This window comes from Stenotrophomonas sp. STEN083 (genome assembly GCF_056759195.1).
Genome location: NZ_JBRRCU010000083.1, coordinates 1 through 15,394 on the forward strand (window position 1 = coordinate 1; position 15,394 = coordinate 15,394).

Consider the following 15,394-nt stretch of genomic DNA (forward strand, 5'->3'; position numbering starts at 1 on the left):
CCCGCCCGCGCCGCGCCACCACCCCACCCCACCCCCCTCCGCGGGCCGCCCGCCCCCGGCCGCCCCCCCCCCGTGCCGCCGACCCCCGGCCCCGGCGCCGCCCCCCCACTACTTGTAGGAGCGGCGTGAGCCGCGAAGATCGTAGATAAACAGCGCAAAGCTGCCCTCATCCGCCCTCCGGGCACCTTCTCCCGTAAACGGGAGAAGGGATCGAGCCGCCACAGCTTCCTGTGGACTCACCCCCGCGCAGCCCACCAGCTACGCAACATCAAACCCGCCGGACTCGGCTGGTATTCACCACCACGGATGCGTGCCTGCTGGCGGCCACGCGCCAGCACCGCATAGACACGGCGCGGACGTGGGCCGGCGACGCGCGACGGCCAAGCCGCCTGAAGGGCCTTGTCCCATTCCATTTCATTGCTGAAGGCCTGCGGCACCGACGCAGCATTTTCCTGCACGCGCAACGCCAGCATCTGCGTGATCAGCGCCTCGGCAGCCGCCGGCGACGGCTTGCTGTTGAACACAGCTGCTTCCACCGCCGCCGCCGCTGTCGCGTACTGCGCCAAGGACTTGCGCGCCTGCGCTTCGTCAGCCACGCGATCACGCGCGTCGATCAAGCCCGGCAAGGCATCGGCCAGCTGCGCCCACGGCGCACGCACCGGCTCCAGCAGGCGTCCCAGCGGGTGTCTCGAACGCTGCACCTCCCAGCTGCGCAGCTCCTCGCCCCACCACGCCAGCTTGGCGTCCTGCGGCGTGGTGTCGCCACTGGCGTTCAAGATGTCGTCGAATTCCTGCAGCAGCGCGAACCAGGCCACGCTGCGCTCACGATCGGCCTCGTCGACAAAGCGCTCCACGAAGGCCCATTCCGGCCAACGCTCACGCCACTTGTCCAGAAAGCTGTCCAGCGCACTGCTCACATCAAACCTCGTTGTTGAATCAGGCCGTAGCCGGTTGGGTAGCTGGCCATGCGGCGGGCTGCCAAAGTTGTTGCGGTAACTCACAGATGCTGTCGGCCTGCCAAGCCTGCGGGTCATCGCCGTGCAGACGGTAACCCCACAACACCGCCACCGACGGCATCCCGGCGGCGCGGGCGGCAATGATGTCGCGCTCGTCGTCGCCGACGTAGACGCAGGCGCTGGCGGCGGTCTTGATCTGCTGTGCGGCCACCTGCAGTGGCAGCGGGTGCGGCTTGCGCTCGGCAAGGGTGTCACCGCCGATCAGCACCGCGCAGCGCTGTTCCCAGCCCAGCTGCGGCAGGATCAGCCGTGCAAGATACTCCGGCTTGTTGGTGACGATGCCCCAGGTGGTACCGTTCTGCTCCAGTGCCTGCAGCATGGTTTCAATGCCATCGAACAGCGTCGCGTACTGGCCGATCAGTGCTTCATAGATCTCCAGAAACTCAGGAACCAACGCATGCCGCTCAGCCTCGGCCATCAGCGGGAAGGCGACCGCCAGCATCGCCCGTGAGCCCTTGGACACCGCCGGGCGCAGCTGCTCCAGCGTCACCTCTCCCATGCCGCGGGCCTGCAGCATGCGATTGGCAGTAACGACAAAGTCCGGTGCGCTGTCCAGCAAGGTGCCGTCCAGATCGAACAGCACGGCTGCCGGGAATGAACTGGCACTCATGCCTGTTCCGGCTTGACCGCGTAGGCCAGGTAGTTGATGTCGGTGCGACTGCTCAGGCGGGCACGGTTGCGCCACGGCTCGTAGGCCATGCCGCTGACGTCCTGCAAGGACAAATCAGCCGCCCGCAACCATGCGCCCAGCTCGGCCGGCTTGATGAATTCCTGGTAGTGGTGCGTGCCCTTCGGCAGCAACCGGGCGATGTACTCGGCGCCGACAATGGCCACCGCGAATGCGGCCGGGGTGCGGTTGATCGTGGACAGGAACAGCTTGCCACCTGGACGCAGCAGACGATGACAGGCAGCGATGATCGCGCCCGGGTCCGGTACGTGCTCCAGCATTTCCATGCAGGTCACCACGTCGAAACTACCCGGCTGTTCTGCGGCCAGATCCTCGGCTGCCTGCACCCGGTAGTCGACGCTGACGCCGGATTCCAGGCCATGCAGACGGGCGACTTTCACCAGCTCCGGGGCCAGATCGATGGCCGTAACCTGCGCGCCTTCTTTGGCCAGCGCTTCACTGAGGAGGCCGCCGCCGCAGCCGATGTCCAGCACCTTGGCACCGCGCAGGCCGGCGCGGTCAGCCACGTACTTCAAGCGCACCGGGTTCAGCGCGTGCAGCGGCTTCTGCGGGCCGTCGGCGTCCCACCAGCGAGTGGCGAGTGCGGCGAACTTGTCCAGTTCGGCCTGATCGAAATTGGTGGAGGTGGAAGCTGCACTCATATCGGTTTCCTCTTGCGGCCGCGTGGGGCGGCCGGGTGCGCGGTCAGGCGCGGATGGTACGGATGCGGTCGCGCCATTGGCGTGCATTGGCGGTGATCGCGGCAATGTCCATGTCGACCAGCTGACGCTGGACCAGCTTGGGCTTGCCGGCGATCCACACGTCGCTGACCTGGTGCCGGCCAGCGGCATACACCAGCTGCGACAGCACGTGGTGCAGCGGCTGGGTTTCCAGTGCGGACAGGTCCACGCAGGCCAGATCGGCCTGCTTGCCGACTTCGATCGAGCCGATGCGGTCGCCGAATCCCAGCGCGCGGGCGCCGCCCAGCGTCGACGCGCGCAGCGTGGTCGCCGCGTCCAATGCAGTCGCATCGTTGGCCACTGCCTTGGCAAGGATGGCCGCGGTGCGGTTCTCGCTGAACATGTCCAGGTCGTTGTTGCTGGCGCAGCCGTCGGTGCCGATTGCCAGATTGACGCCAGCCCTGACCAGCGCACAGGCCGGGCAGAAGCCCGAGGCCAGCTTCAGGTTGGACTCCGGGCAATGCACCACGCTGACGCCACGTTCGCCGCACAGGTGGATTTCGGCATCGGTGAGCTGGGTCATGTGCACGGCGATCAGACGCTCGTTGACCAGACCAAGGCGATCCAGTCGCGCCAATGGGCGCTGCCCGTGCAGGGCAATGGAATCGCTGATTTCCTGCGCGGTTTCATGCGTGTGCAGGTGTACGCGGCTGTCGAGCTGGTCGGACAGCATCCGCACCCGCTCGAAATTGGCGTCGCTCACCGTATACGGCGCATGCGGTGCGAATGCGGTGCCGATCAGCGCATCGTCGCGCCAGGTATCGTGCAGCTCGGTGGCACGGGCGAAGTACTCGTCATCGGTCTTGGCCCAGGCGCTGGGGAAGTCGATGATCACCGAGCCGACCAGTGCGCGGAAGCCGTGCTTTTTGTACACGGCGGCCTGCACGTCGGCGAAGAAATAGTTTTCGTTGGCGCAGGTGGTGCCGCCGCGCAGCATCTCGGCGATGGCCAAGGTGGTGCCGTCGGCAACGAACTCCGGCCCAATGACCGCCGCTTCCACCGGCCAGATGTGCTCGCGCAGCCAGGTCATCAGCGGCAGGTCATCGGCGATGCCACGCAGCAGCGTCATCGGGTTATGGGTATGGGCGTTGACCAGGCCGGGAATCAGCGCCGCTTCCGGACGCGAAACGACCTGCTTGGCGCTGAAACGCACGCGGGCTTCGGCGCGCGGCAGCACTGCCACGATCACGCCGTCATGGATCGCCACCGCGTGGTCTTCAAGCACCACCGCATGCGGCTCTACCGGCACTACGTAACCGGCTTCGATCAATAGATCGCACTGCTGGGGTTGGATATCACTCACGCCGGTTCACCTCTGGATCTGTTGCTGTATTCATCCAGCCAATGCCGGATGCGAAAAAGGCTTCGAGCTTCCCAAAGGTCGCCCGAAGCCCAATGTTACCTGCGCCGCCATCCCTGCCTTGGCGGGGATGGCGCAATGGCGAAGTCCCTGCGTTTGCGCCATCCCGTGCCGAGACACCCGACTGCGCGGGGATGACCAGCCGAAGCAAATGCTGGAACCAGGGCAAGTGCAGGAGCCAAAGCAAGAGCGATCCCCGCCTGCGGGGGGATGACGTAATGGCAAAGACGGTTGCGCTTGCGCAACCGCGCCATTACGTCACTTGACGCGAGCCGAGTACTCGCCCGAACGCGTGTCAACGCGGATGATTTCATCCTGGTTGACGAACAACGGGACGCGAACCACGGCGCCGGATTCCAGAGTGGCCGGCTTGCCGCCGCCGCCCGAGGTGTCACCGCGCACGCCCGGATCGGTCTCGACGATCTTCAGTTCGACGAAGTTCGGCGGGGTCACGTCGATCGGCACGCCGTTCCACAGGGTCACCACGCAGGACTCTTCGCCCTTGAGCCACTTCTCGGCGCCATTCATGCCAGCCTTGTCAGCCTGCACCTGCTCGAAGGATTCCGGGTCCATGAAGTGCCAGTACTCGCCATCGCTGTACATGTAGTTCATGTCGGTATCGACCACATCCGCTGCTTCCAGCGTGTCAGTCGACTTCATGGTGACTTCCTGGGTGCGGCCGTCCTTGATCAGGCGGTACTTCACGCGGGTGAAGGACTGGCCCTTGCCCGGCTTGACGTACTCGGTGTCGATGATGACCGCCGGGGCGTTGTTGACCAGGATTTTCATCCCGTTCTTTACGTCGTTCATGCCGTAACTGGCCATGCTGAAACTCCTGAATTGGCAAAACCGCCGCGTGGTGCGGGCGGCCGGATTAGAATGGAACGCCCGCCATACTGGTGGGCCATCTGTTTTTCTGACCGCCAATGATAACCGCAGCCCCCGCCCTCACTCCAGAAAAAGCCATCGTGACCCTGCCCGACGACCGCTGGCAGGCGCACTGGCGCCAAGCCATCCGCGACCCCGCCGAGCTGCTGGCTGTGCTGGGCCTGGATGCTGAAACCGCGGGCGTTTCGGCCGATGCGCTGGCGCAGTTCGCGTTACGGGTGCCGCGCGGCTTTGTCGCACGGATGCGCCACGCCGACCCAGCCGATCCCTTGTTGCGGCAGGTCTTGCCGATCACCGACGAGATGCAGGTCGTGCCCGGATTCAGCTTCGACGCCGTCGGCGACGGCGCGGCCAAGAAAGCCACGGGGGTGATCCAGAAGTACCGTGGCCGCGCCCTGCTGGTCACCACCGGCAGCTGCGCCATCAACTGCCGTTACTGCTTCCGCCGCCACTTCGACTATGCCGGCGAGAACGCCGCCAAGGGTGGCTGGCAGGAGGCCGTGGCGGCGATCGCAGCCGACCCGGACATCGACGAGGTCATCCTGTCCGGTGGCGACCCACTGTCACTGAACACCTCCAAGCTAGCCGAGCTCACCGATGCCCTGGCCGCCATCCCGCATATCAAGCGCCTGCGCATCCACAGCCGCCTGCCGGTGGTTCTGCCCGAACGCGTGGACGATGCGCTCGTGCAATGGCTGCGCAACCTGCCCTGGCCGGTAGCCTTCGTGCTACACGCCAACCATGCCAATGAATTCGACGCCCAGGTGGATGCCGCCCTCGCCCGCATCCGCGCTACCGGCGCGCAACTGCTCAACCAGGCAGTCTTGCTACGCGGCGTCAACGACGACCTGGATGCCCTGGCGGCATTGAGCGAGCGCAGCTTTGCCGCCGGCGTGATGCCTTACTACCTGTATCAGTTGGACAAGGTACAAGGCGCGGCCCATTTCGAGGTCAGCGACGAACAGGCGCTGGACCTGCACGCCGCGCTGATGGCCCGGTTGTCCGGCTATCTGGTGCCCAAGCTGGTGCGCGAGATCGCAGGCGACACCAGCAAGCGGCCGCTCTGAGCTGGAGCGGCTGCGCCAAGGCGGCCAAAACAATCGGCTGGATCAGCGCACCGCCGCCATTGCACCGCGCTCCAGCAGGCTTACCAGACCGGCCGCTTCCAAGGGCCGCCCCAGCCAGTAACCCTGGACCAGATCACAGCCGCGCTGGCTGAGCAACTCGAACTGCGCTTCCTGCTCCACACCCTCCGCCACCACGGTAATACCCAGCGCATGGGCCATGGCAATGATGGCTGTGGTCAACGCCAGATCGTCGGCGTCACGTTCCATGTCAGCGACAAAGCTGCGATCGATCTTGACCCCGTCCACCGGCACCTGGCGCAGATGGCTGAGCCCGGAGAAGCCGGTACCAAAGTCGTCCAACCACACCTTCACCCCCGCGCGGTGCAGCTTCTCCAACAAGGACACAGCCAACATCTCATCGCCGATCACCGCCGTCTCGGTCAGCTCCAGATGCAGGCGTGAAGCAGCCAGTCCGGAACCGAGCAGACTGCTTTCGACCTCCTGCAGCAGGTCACCGTTGCGCAGCTGCTTGGGCGAGACATTGACCGAAATAAACAGCTCCTCGCCTATCGAATTGCGCGGCCACTGCTGGGCCTGCTCACAGGCAGCGCGCAGCACCTTGGGGCCTATCATCTGGATCAGCCCACTCTGCTCGGCCACATCGATGAATACCGACGGAGGAATCGCGCCCAACGCCGGGTGATCCCAGCGCAGCAGCACTTCCACACCACACAGCATACGGTCGCGGGTACGGAAGATAGGCTGGTACACCAGGCGCAACTCGTTGCGCTCCCAGGCACCGCGCAGCTCCTGCTCCAGATGCAGGCGCCGCTCCACCGCATGATCCATGGCCAGGCTGTAGTAGCGGAAACAGTTCTTGCCGGCCAATTTGGCCTGGTACATCGCAATATCACCGTTCTTCAGCAATGCAGTGGCGTCCGCTGCATCCTCGGGGAACAAGGTGATACCAATCGAACTGCCAAGGAATATCTCACGCTGCTGCACCAGCAGCGGCTTGCCCAGATCGATCACCAACCGCTCTGCCAGCAGCTTGGCGACCTCGGCTGCGCTGCTTTGGCCCTGGCTGATCAGGATGACGAACTCGTCACCACCAAACCGGGCCAGCAAGGCGTCATCGCCGCCAATCTGCTCAACGGCATTGGAAATGTGCTGCGCGAACTGCAGCAAGGCGTCGTCACCGGCCTCATGCCCGAGCGTGTCATTGACCCGCTTGAACTCATCAATATCAATGAACAGCAACGCCAGTCCGCGCCCGGCCGCCTGGGCACGCAACAGCCGATGGTCCAGGGCTTCGCGGAAAGCGAGCCGGTTGGTCAAGCCAGTGAGAGCATCGGTATAGGCCATCTGGCGGACGTCGCGGTCGTGCCGGGCGATACTCTGACTCATGCGATCGAAAGTGCGCAGCAACTCCCCGACCTCGTCGCCGCGCCGGGTCGCCTGCGCCTCGATCAGGTAATCGCCGCGCTCGATACGCTGCGCCGCCACACGCAGCCAGCGGATCGGCCGCACCAGCGTGTACTGCACGTAGAACGCCATCACGCAGACAAAAACGAGCAACAGCAACATCAAGCCCAAGGCCCAGCCCAGCTCCCGTCGCTGGGTCTCCTGCATGCGCTGCTCCAGCGCCTGCATGGACTTGGCCTCCTGGGCACGAACCGGCGCCAGATTCATACCTACGCGCAGGCCGCCCAGTGGCTGACCACCAATCGCCAGAGGCACATCCACTTCAAGTATCGACGGCGACTCCTGCACCAGCGGCTTGAGCGAGCGTACCGCCGCCTTGGCCAACGGATCATTCATCGGCTGGCCATAACCGGCCACGTCGAAGGATCCGTCGTGAATCAACCGCCCCTCCGGGTCATAAACCAGCACATAGCTGACCGATTTCTGCCGTGCGGTATTGCGCACCGCCGTGCCGATAGCCGCAAGATCGGAGTAGTACAGCGGATTTATCAGCGTATCGGCCAAGGCATTGGCCAAGGCCGTGCCGCGCTCACGCACGCCTTGGTCGAATACCTGGCTGAGCACTTCGCCACTGTTGCGCAAGGCCTCGCGCTGGGCGGCAGCCTGACGCACCAGCATCAGCCCGACGATGACCACCACCACCAGCACCACCACGGCACTGGCGGCCAGGAAACGGGCCTGCAATCCAAACCGTAGCTTGTTCATTCCACCTCCATTCGGATGCGGACCAAACCACGGCGCAGGCGTTCAAGCGCACGCAGATTTGCCGGATCTACGGGGTGAAAGCCTGTAGTGCCAAAAAACTTGACCAGCGCCGGTCCGGCCACTGGGTCGCTGCTAGCTTCCAGCAACACCTGCTGCAGGCGGTTACGCACCGCCGGATCCAGATCGGCGCGTACCATTTCCACCGCACGCGGGATCGGTTCACTTCGGTACAGCACCCGCATGTCCTGGCGGAAGGCTGGCGGCATGGCCTGGTTGTCACCCCAATCGATGCTGCTGATCACCCCGGCATCCACCACGCGCTTGTGCACATAGGTGGAGATGTTCAATTCGGTTCGCACAAACACGTAGCCCACCGAGTCCTCGACCGGTGTATCGCGCGGGTCAAGCAGGATCTCAGGCTGCACGTTGTGGTCTAGCAGCTCCATGGCTGGCACAAGGTAGGCACTGGTGGATGCCGCACTCTGCATCGCCAAGGTGCGCCCGCGCAAACCCTCCAACGTGGTGATCGGACTATCCCGGCGCACGAAGAACACGCTGTGATACGCGCCCACGCCATTGCGCTCGGTGAGCAGCAGGGGCTTGGCGCCCGCCCGCTGACCCAGCGCCATCGCCGTGCCGGAGGTCTCGGTGACCCAATCAACGCGGCCACGCCGCAGATAGCTACCCATCTGCTGCGTGTCCTTGGCCATCAGGATGCGCCCTTCGACGATCCCGACATCGCGCATGCGCGGCACCACATAGTCCAGCAATGGCTTGAGTTGGTCGTAATGCGACTTCGGATCATCACTGATCCGCCCCAAGACCAATACCGAACGATCAACCGCCCCCACCGCTACGGGCTGCAGTGCAGCCAGTGTCAGTGCGGCTCCCCAAAGCCATCGCAAGACACTCAAAACGACACCCCCTAATCCATCCTCACAGAGTACCGCTTTTAGCAAAGCGTGACGCTGGCCTCAGCCCTTGCCCTCCGAGGCCAGGCGGGCCATACGCTGGGCATCGGACAGAATGCCGCGCATCAGCCTGACCTCCTGTTCGGACAGCTCAGCCTTCATGAACAGACGACGCAGCTTGCGCATGGCCGATTCAGGAGCGCGGCCCTTGTGAAAATCGATCTGATCCAAGGTATCGCCCAGCTGGCCGAACATCCCTTCCAATTGGGCGTGACTGGCCGGCGCCTCGTCCTGGCCGGGTTCAACGGATACCTGCACTACCGCGCCGGGCTGTGACTCCAACGCCGCCATCCGCACCTCATAGGCAAGAACCTGCACCGCCGCGGCCAGATTCAGCGAGCTGAATTCGGGGTCGGACGGGATATGCACGGCAGCGTGGCAGAGCTGCAGTTCCTCATTGGTCAGGCCGGTTCGCTCGCGACCGAACACAAAAGCCACTTCGGCTGGCTCGCCGGCCTTGGCCACGGCGCGCTGGCCGGCCGCTTCCGGCAGCAACTCTTCCAGCTGCACCCGCCGCGAGCGCGCGGTACAGCCCAGCACCAGGCGACAATCGGCCACGGCTTCGGCCAGGGTGGCGAACACCGGCGCGTCGCCGAGCACGTCTTCGGCACCGGCCGAGCGCCGGAAGGCATCCTCGTCCAAGGGCTTCTCCGGGGCCACCAGGACCAGCCGCGCCAGCCCCATGGTCTTCATCGCACGGGCCGCCGCGCCGATGTTGCCCGGGTGCTGTGTGCCAACAAGAACGAATCGAATATGAGCGGAAACAGACATGGCGTTAAAAAATCAGGAGCGAGACAGCTGTAGATGGTAAACTGCGCGGCCGGCCTTTGCGCCGGGCCTGCTCTTTTCCCCCGCCAATCCGATCTCTGCCCTCACGGGAGCCTTTAGCCATGCAGAAACCCGCCGTAACCGTCATGGTCAAGGCCGCTCGCCTCGCCGGCAACGTCCTGCTCCGCAACATCAACAAGCTTGAAGCCCTCAACGTGGTACAGAAGGGTCGGATGGATTACGCCAGCGAAGTCGATGCCGACGCTGAGAAAGTAATCGTCAAGGAACTCAAGCGCGCCTATCCGGAATACGGCATCTATGCCGAAGAAGGCGGCCTGCAGGGCGTCAACCGCATGATGTGGGTGATCGACCCGCTGGATGGCACCAGCAACTACCTGCGTGGCTTCCCGCACTACTGCGTCTCCATCGCCCTGGTTGAAAACGGCGAGCCGATCGACGCGGTGATCTTCGACCCGTTGCGCAACGAACTGTTTACTGCCTCCAAGGGCAATGGCGCCGTGCTCAACGACCGCCGCCTGCGCGTATCTGATCGCAAGGACCTGGAAGGCACCATGATCCACACCGGCTTCGCTCCGCGCGAACGCAGCCGTGCCAGCAGCCAGCTCAAGACCGTCGACACCCTGCTGGTGCAGGCTGAAGACGTACGCCGCACCGGCTCTGCCGCGCTGGACCTGGCCTACGTGGCCTGCGGCCGCGCCGACGCCTACTTCGAGGCCGGCGTGAAGGCATGGGACATCGCTGCCGGCGTGCTGCTGGTTCGCGAAGCCGGCGGCAAGGTCTGCAACTACCGCGGCGCCCCACTGGAGCGCATGGATTCGCGCGGCCCTGAGACCCAGCAGGTCGTGGCTGGCAACATCAAGGTGTGCGAAGCCCTGCAGAAGGTCCTCGTCAACACCGGCTACGCCGCCGAGTTCGATCCGAAGTTCTGATCCAGCTGGCATAAGCGGTGAGTCACCCGAGATCCGATGCCAGACTTCTGGCATCGGATTTTTTGTGGACACAGCTTTTGTAGTTGCCTTTGTAGGAGCGACGTAAGCCGCGAAGCAACAAAATCACCAGATGACACAGACTGCCGGCGCCCAGCAGCGCCAACTTCGCGGCTTAAGCCGCTCCTACAAGGACGGCCTGTCAGCCAGCGCCCGCCGCGGGCATGACCACAGTTCCCGCGACCGCCTGCCGGCCCCAGCCATAACGGCCTGCCAACCAGATCTCCAGCAATACCAGCGCCATCACGATCAGCAACGGCAACAGCAAGCCAAAATAGATGCCCGGCATCATCGAGCTGATCTGCGCCTTCAATAGACGGATCACCCCCTTGGTATGCAGCAGCTCGCTCATGCGCATGCCCAGCGCCTCGCGGAATACGGCTTTATCAAGTCCACTGCGCCCCCCCACCTCCTTCACCAGGCTGTCCTCCACCCATCGCAGCATCACTTCACTGCGCAGGTGCTCGATGCCCTTGCGCACCCAGCGCTGCGGCAAGCCTTCACCACTTAGCATGCTGATATCGGCAAGCCTGTGCTCACCCAGGTAGGACTCCACCGCCATGCGTGCGGCATCGTGCGCGGAAACATCATCGCGAAGCATTGCCTCCAACTCCGGCGTATCCAGCGACCGTTCGAACTCGACCAGCCAATGCTCGGTCGCAACCTGCAGATGCGGCTGGAAGTGATCGATCTGCTTGTACAGCGCACGCTGCCCACCGGCAACCAGCCCAACCTGTAATCCAATGAAGGCAAACAGCAGCGGCAGCACCACCACATAACTGGCGATCAACCAATGATGCCAACGCCGGCGCCGGGCAAGGCTGCCCCTGCGCGCCAGAGCGATCCACACTGCTACACCCAGGGCCAACCCCAGAACCGCTCCGAGCAACGAGCCGCCGATCAAGTCCAGCACGCTCAGTCCATTCCAGAACTCCATTGCCCAATATTGCGCGTCCTGCACCATATGCTCCTCATTCGCCTGTTGTGTCTGGAGGTTAGACACAAACCCATGCACCGAGGATACAAGCGTCTTATTTCTACGGACGGAAAAACACAGAGCTGTTAGCTCATGCACAACCAGCAACAAAGGCACAGCTGTAGCCGTGGTGGCAAAACAGACAACGCCCCTTGCGGGGCGTTGTGTTCAATCAATTGCGGATTACGCCGATTACTTTCAGCGCCAATCGCAAGCAAGCCCGACTCAGGCCACCGTCGAGGAACGCAGCGCGGCAATGCGCTCGTCCAGCGGCGGATGGCTCAGGAACAGCTTCTTGGCCGCCGAACCGGCGATGCCGAACGCAGCGATCTGGGTCGGCAAGGTGCTCTGGCCGTGGTTTAGCTTCAGACGTTCAAGCGCAGCGATCATCTTCTGCCGGCCAGCCAGCGAGGCACCACCCTGGTCGGCACGGAACTCACGATGACGCGAGAACCACATCGCGATCATCGTCGCGAACAGGCCGAATACCATCTCCAGCACAAACACGATGATGTAGTACGCAAAGCCACGGCCGCCGCCTTCGCGGTTGCCCGACAGCGCACTGTCGATCACGCCGCCAACCACGCGTGCGAGCACGATCACGAAGGTGTTCAAGACGCCCTGCAGCAGCGCCATGGTGATCATGTCGCCATTGGCAACGTGGGCGATTTCATGGCCAAGCACCGCTTCGGCTTCGTCCTCGCTCATGTTGTGCAGCAGACCGGTGGACACCGCCACCAGTGCGTTGTTGCGGTTGGCGCCGGTAGCAAAGGCGTTGATCTCAGGCGCGTCGTACACCGCCACCTCCGGCATGCCGATGCCGGCTGCCTTGGCCTGGCGGGCCACGGTGTCCAACAGCCAGCGCTCGGTCTGGTTGCGGGGCTCGGTGATGACAACCGCGCCGGTGCCGCGCTTGGCCATGAACTTGGACAGCAGCAGCGAGATGATCGAGCCACCGAAGCCAAAGATGGCCGCCATGACCAGCAAGCCGCTCATCTGTGAGGAGTTCACGCCCAGGATGGACATGACGACGCTGGCCAGCATCAGCACAGCAACGTTGGTCAGAAGAAACAGCCCGATACGGGTAAACATGGGAAACAGATCCATAAGGATTGGAGATAGAGCCAATTTGCGGCGCAGACAGCTTGAATTCAAGCATTAATCTGACCGACGATTCAGTTTCGATGCCAGCTATTCCTTACCGCGGCCGCTTTGCGCCCTCCCCGACCGGCCCCCTGCACCTGGGCTCTATGCTGGCCGCCTTCGGCAGCTGGCTGCTGGCCCGCCATGCCGGCGGCCAATGGCTGGTGCGCGTGGAGGACGTAGACCCCCCTCGCGAAGTCCCCGGCGCGGTCGTTTCGCAGCTGGCCACGCTGGCCGCGTTTGGACTGATCTCGGACTTGCCGGTGCAATACCAGAGCCGGCGCAACGCCCTCTATCAAACGGCCATCAACCAATTGCTGGGCCAGGACAAGGCGTTTGCCTGCCACTGCAGCCGCGCCGACCTGGCCAGCCAGCACGGCATCCACCGTCGCTGCGTCGCCAGCCAGCAGCGCCCGCAGCCGGCCATCCGCCTGCGGGTGGCCAACGGTAGCCATGTCAGTTTCGACGATGCCCTGCAAGGCCGGCAGGAGCAGGACGTGGACCGGGAGGTCGGCGACGTGGTGCTGCTGCGCGCCGATGGCTACTGGGCCTATCAACTGGCGGTGGTGGTGGACGATGCCGAGCAGGGCATCACTCATGTGGTGCGCGGCGCCGACCTGATCGACTCCACCGCCCGGCAGATTCTGCTGCAGCAGGCGCTGGTCCTGCCCACCCCGCACTACCTGCATCTGCCTTTGTTGTTGGACAGCGCCGGCCAGAAGTTGTCCAAGTCGCAGGCAGCCATCCCCGTCGACAGCGCCCAGCCGGTACCGGTGCTGCGCTGGCTATGGTCCTCCCTGGGCCAGCAGCCGGCCGCATTGGATGCTGCAACCAGCGTTGCCGAGGCGCTGCAGCATGCTGCAGCGGCCTTTGAACCAGCCCGGCTGCAAAAAACCTCGCTTCGAGCCCCGTTACAGGCCCCGGGCTGAGCGCAGTTTCATTAGAATCGTGGGCTCCCCTGCACATCTGCCCTGGAGTTGAGCCCATGACATCGCGCGTCGCACTGGTCACCGGTGGTACCGGCGGCATTGGTACCGCCATCTGCCAACGCCTCGCCGATCAAGGGCACCGCGTCGCTACCAACTTCCGCAACGCCGAAAAGGCGCAGCAGTGGCAGCAGACCATGCGCAGCAAGGGCTATGACATCGCACTGTTCGAAGGCGACGTAGCGCACCCGGACAGCGGCCGCGGCCTGATCCAGGCAGTCGAGGCCGGACTTGGCCCGGTGGAGATCCTGGTCAACAACGCCGGCATCACCCGCGACACCACCTTCCACCGGATGAGCCCGGAACAGTGGCATGAGGTGATCAATACCAACCTCAACTCGGTGTTCAACGTGACCCGCCCGGTGATTGAAGGCATGCGCAAGCGCGGCTGGGGCCGGGTGATCCAGATCAGCTCGATCAATGGCTTGAAGGGCCAGTACGGCCAGGCCAACTACGCCGCGGCCAAGGCCGGCATGCACGGCTTCACCATCTCTTTGGCGCGCGAGAACGCCGGCTTCGGCATTACCGTCAACACCATCTCGCCAGGCTATGTGGCCACCGACATGGTGATGGCAGTACCCGAGGAAGTGCGGGCAAAGATCATTGCCGACATCCCCACCGGGCGCCTGGGCAAGCCGGAGGAGATTGCTTACGCAGTCGCCTTCCTGGTTGCCGAGGAGGCCAGCTGGATCACCGGCTCCAATCTGGACATCAACGGCGGCCACCATATGGGCTGGTGATAGCCCTCTGCTGACAGCCTGCGCCATGTTGCACAACATGGCGATTCATGTTGCGCAACAAACCTAGAGTTCTCCGACGCTTGCAACCTGTACTTTTGGCGGTTGCAAGCCCTGCTGCACTGCGCCATGCTGCGCACCTACCGTGACGAGTGACTGCTTAATGGCTGCGACCCGCATCATCAAGAAGTATCCGAATCGCCGGCTCTACGACACCGAGATTTCCAGCTACATCACCATCGAAGACGTGCGTCAGTTGATCCTCGACGGCGAGGACTTCGAGGTCCGCGACGCCAAGAGTGGCGACGACCTGACCCGTTCGGTGCTGTTGCAGATCATCGCGGACAAGGAGCAGGACGGCGAGCCGATGCTGTCCACCCAGCTGTTGAGCCAGTTGATCCGTTTCTACGGTGACTCGTTGCAGGGCTTCATGGGCAATTACCTGGAGCGCAGCATGCAGGTGTTCCTGGACCAGCAGCAGCAATTCCGCCAGCAGATGGGCAACCTGCTCGGGCAGACGCCGTGGGCGATGATGAACCAGCTCACCGAGCGCAACCTGGAACTGTGGCAAGAATTCCAGCGCAACATGGGTACCGGCTTTGGCGGCCCGCGCCCGCCGGCAGGCAGCAGCAAGCCGACCGATCCGCCGCCGACCGGCAGCACCGGTGGCAAGACCCGCAGCAGCCGCTGAGGGCAACGAAAAGGCCGACGCAAGCGTCGGCCTTTTGCTTTGTGGAGCCTTTTCATTTTTGTAGGAGCGGCGTAAACCCCGCAGCGGCAGGGGGAAAAGCCAACAGTGGCGTTGCGCCGTTATACGCGCCAAAGACACAACCAAGCAACAACCCCCAAAAAGCCCGCGGAACCCCCCCCGCCACTTT

The 15,394-nt window shown here is 63.8% G+C and carries 15 protein-coding genes; 5 read left to right on the forward strand and 10 right to left on the reverse strand.

Features of this window, described 5'->3' with window-relative positions:
- Positions 1-236: 236 nt before the first annotated feature.
- The 5 genes from ACVOK8_RS17575 to efp form a co-directional block, all read right to left on the reverse strand.
- On the reverse strand, positions 237-917 hold the full coding sequence (locus ACVOK8_RS17575; protein ID WP_481567945.1) for a phytoene/squalene synthase family protein: 681 nt from the start codon (positions 915-917) through the stop codon (positions 237-239).
- Positions 918-936: 19 nt separating this feature from the next.
- Positions 937-1,626, reverse strand: coding sequence for a phosphoglycolate phosphatase (locus tag ACVOK8_RS17580; protein ID WP_481567946.1), 690 nt, complete (start codon positions 1,624-1,626; stop codon positions 937-939).
- The gene (ubiG, locus tag ACVOK8_RS17585) at positions 1,623-2,345 is read right to left on the reverse strand and encodes a bifunctional 2-polyprenyl-6-hydroxyphenol methylase/3-demethylubiquinol 3-O-methyltransferase UbiG (protein WP_481567947.1); all 723 of its coding nucleotides are present in this window, start codon (positions 2,343-2,345) and stop codon (positions 1,623-1,625) included. Before ubiG ends, ACVOK8_RS17580 begins: the two co-directional genes overlap by 4 nt.
- A 43-nt stretch (positions 2,346-2,388) precedes the next feature.
- Complete coding sequence (locus ACVOK8_RS17590) at positions 2,389-3,726, reverse strand: TRZ/ATZ family hydrolase (RefSeq protein WP_481567948.1); 1,338 nt, start codon at positions 3,724-3,726, stop codon at positions 2,389-2,391.
- A 315-nt stretch (positions 3,727-4,041) separates the two neighbouring features.
- On the reverse strand, positions 4,042-4,608 hold the full coding sequence (gene efp, locus ACVOK8_RS17595; RefSeq protein ID WP_481515545.1) for an elongation factor P: 567 nt from the start codon (positions 4,606-4,608) through the stop codon (positions 4,042-4,044).
- 101 nt (positions 4,609-4,709) lie between these two features.
- Here efp and epmB point away from each other — a divergent pair, with 101 nt between their 5' ends.
- Positions 4,710-5,738: an EF-P beta-lysylation protein EpmB gene (gene epmB / locus ACVOK8_RS17600; RefSeq protein WP_481567949.1), complete on the forward strand. Its 1,029-nt coding sequence runs from the start codon at positions 4,710-4,712 to the stop codon at positions 5,736-5,738.
- 42 nt (positions 5,739-5,780) lie between these two features.
- Here epmB and ACVOK8_RS17605 read toward each other — a convergent pair whose 3' ends face one another.
- Genes ACVOK8_RS17605 through ACVOK8_RS17615 form a run of 3 tightly spaced genes read right to left on the reverse strand, consistent with a single transcriptional unit; the run spans position 5,781 to position 9,670 of the window.
- Positions 5,781-7,928, reverse strand: coding sequence for a putative bifunctional diguanylate cyclase/phosphodiesterase (locus ACVOK8_RS17605; RefSeq protein ID WP_481567950.1), 2,148 nt, complete (start codon positions 7,926-7,928; stop codon positions 5,781-5,783).
- Positions 7,925-8,842, reverse strand: a complete 918-nt coding sequence (locus ACVOK8_RS17610) for a phosphate/phosphite/phosphonate ABC transporter substrate-binding protein (RefSeq protein ID WP_481567951.1) — start codon at positions 8,840-8,842, stop codon at positions 7,925-7,927. Before ACVOK8_RS17610 ends, ACVOK8_RS17605 begins: the two co-directional genes overlap by 4 nt.
- Before the next feature lie 60 nt (positions 8,843-8,902).
- Positions 8,903-9,670, reverse strand: a complete 768-nt coding sequence (locus ACVOK8_RS17615) for an RNA methyltransferase (protein ID WP_481567952.1) — start codon at positions 9,668-9,670, stop codon at positions 8,903-8,905.
- Positions 9,671-9,789: 119 nt separating this feature from the next.
- Here ACVOK8_RS17615 and ACVOK8_RS17620 point away from each other — a divergent pair, with 119 nt between their 5' ends.
- Positions 9,790-10,617: an inositol monophosphatase family protein gene (locus ACVOK8_RS17620; protein WP_481567953.1), complete on the forward strand. Its 828-nt coding sequence runs from the start codon at positions 9,790-9,792 to the stop codon at positions 10,615-10,617.
- Positions 10,618-10,816: 199 nt separating this feature from the next.
- On the opposite strand, the gene ACVOK8_RS17625 is transcribed toward ACVOK8_RS17620, so the two are convergent.
- Positions 10,817-11,635, reverse strand: coding sequence for a hypothetical protein (locus ACVOK8_RS17625; RefSeq protein WP_481567954.1), 819 nt, complete (start codon positions 11,633-11,635; stop codon positions 10,817-10,819).
- A gap of 240 nt (positions 11,636-11,875) precedes the next feature.
- Positions 11,876-12,742: a protease HtpX gene (gene htpX / locus ACVOK8_RS17630; RefSeq protein WP_481567955.1), complete on the reverse strand. Its 867-nt coding sequence runs from the start codon at positions 12,740-12,742 to the stop codon at positions 11,876-11,878.
- 92 nt (positions 12,743-12,834) lie between these two features.
- On the opposite strand from htpX, the gene gluQRS reads away from it, so the two are divergent.
- The 3 genes from gluQRS to phaR all read left to right on the forward strand — a co-directional run bounded on the left by gluQRS (position 12,835) and on the right by phaR (position 15,207).
- Entirely contained in the window at positions 12,835-13,722 is an 888-nt protein-coding gene (gene gluQRS / locus ACVOK8_RS17635; RefSeq protein WP_481567956.1) for a tRNA glutamyl-Q(34) synthetase GluQRS, read from the forward strand.
- 56 nt (positions 13,723-13,778) lie between these two features.
- On the forward strand, positions 13,779-14,519 hold the full coding sequence (gene phbB / locus ACVOK8_RS17640) for an acetoacetyl-CoA reductase (protein ID WP_481567957.1): 741 nt from the start codon (positions 13,779-13,781) through the stop codon (positions 14,517-14,519).
- A 160-nt stretch (positions 14,520-14,679) separates the two neighbouring features.
- Positions 14,680-15,207: a polyhydroxyalkanoate synthesis repressor PhaR gene (gene phaR / locus ACVOK8_RS17645; protein WP_481567958.1), complete on the forward strand. Its 528-nt coding sequence runs from the start codon at positions 14,680-14,682 to the stop codon at positions 15,205-15,207.
- Positions 15,208-15,394: the final 187 nt, after the last annotated feature.

Excerpts from the sequence above, each read along its gene's own strand:
- ACVOK8_RS17580 (WP_481567946.1), bottom strand. The coding sequence starts at position 1,626 with ATGAGTGCCAGTTCATTCCCGGCAGCCGTGCTGTTCGATCTGGACGGC.
- ubiG (WP_481567947.1), bottom strand. The coding sequence starts at position 2,345 with ATGAGTGCAGCTTCCACCTCCACCAATTTCGATCAGGCCGAACTGGAC.
- efp (WP_481515545.1), bottom strand. The coding sequence starts at position 4,608 with ATGGCCAGTTACGGCATGAACGACGTAAAGAACGGGATGAAAATCCTG.
- epmB (WP_481567949.1), top strand. The coding sequence starts at position 4,710 with ATGATAACCGCAGCCCCCGCCCTCACTCCAGAAAAAGCCATCGTGACC.
- ACVOK8_RS17605 (WP_481567950.1), bottom strand. The coding sequence starts at position 7,928 with ATGAACAAGCTACGGTTTGGATTGCAGGCCCGTTTCCTGGCCGCCAGT.
- ACVOK8_RS17615 (WP_481567952.1), bottom strand. The coding sequence starts at position 9,670 with ATGTCTGTTTCCGCTCATATTCGATTCGTTCTTGTTGGCACACAGCAC.
- ACVOK8_RS17620 (WP_481567953.1), top strand. The coding sequence starts at position 9,790 with ATGCAGAAACCCGCCGTAACCGTCATGGTCAAGGCCGCTCGCCTCGCC.
- htpX (WP_481567955.1), bottom strand. The coding sequence starts at position 12,742 with ATGTTTACCCGTATCGGGCTGTTTCTTCTGACCAACGTTGCTGTGCTG.
- gluQRS (WP_481567956.1), top strand. The coding sequence starts at position 12,835 with ATGCCAGCTATTCCTTACCGCGGCCGCTTTGCGCCCTCCCCGACCGGC.
- phbB (WP_481567957.1), top strand. The coding sequence starts at position 13,779 with ATGACATCGCGCGTCGCACTGGTCACCGGTGGTACCGGCGGCATTGGT.
- phaR (WP_481567958.1), top strand. The coding sequence starts at position 14,680 with ATGGCTGCGACCCGCATCATCAAGAAGTATCCGAATCGCCGGCTCTAC.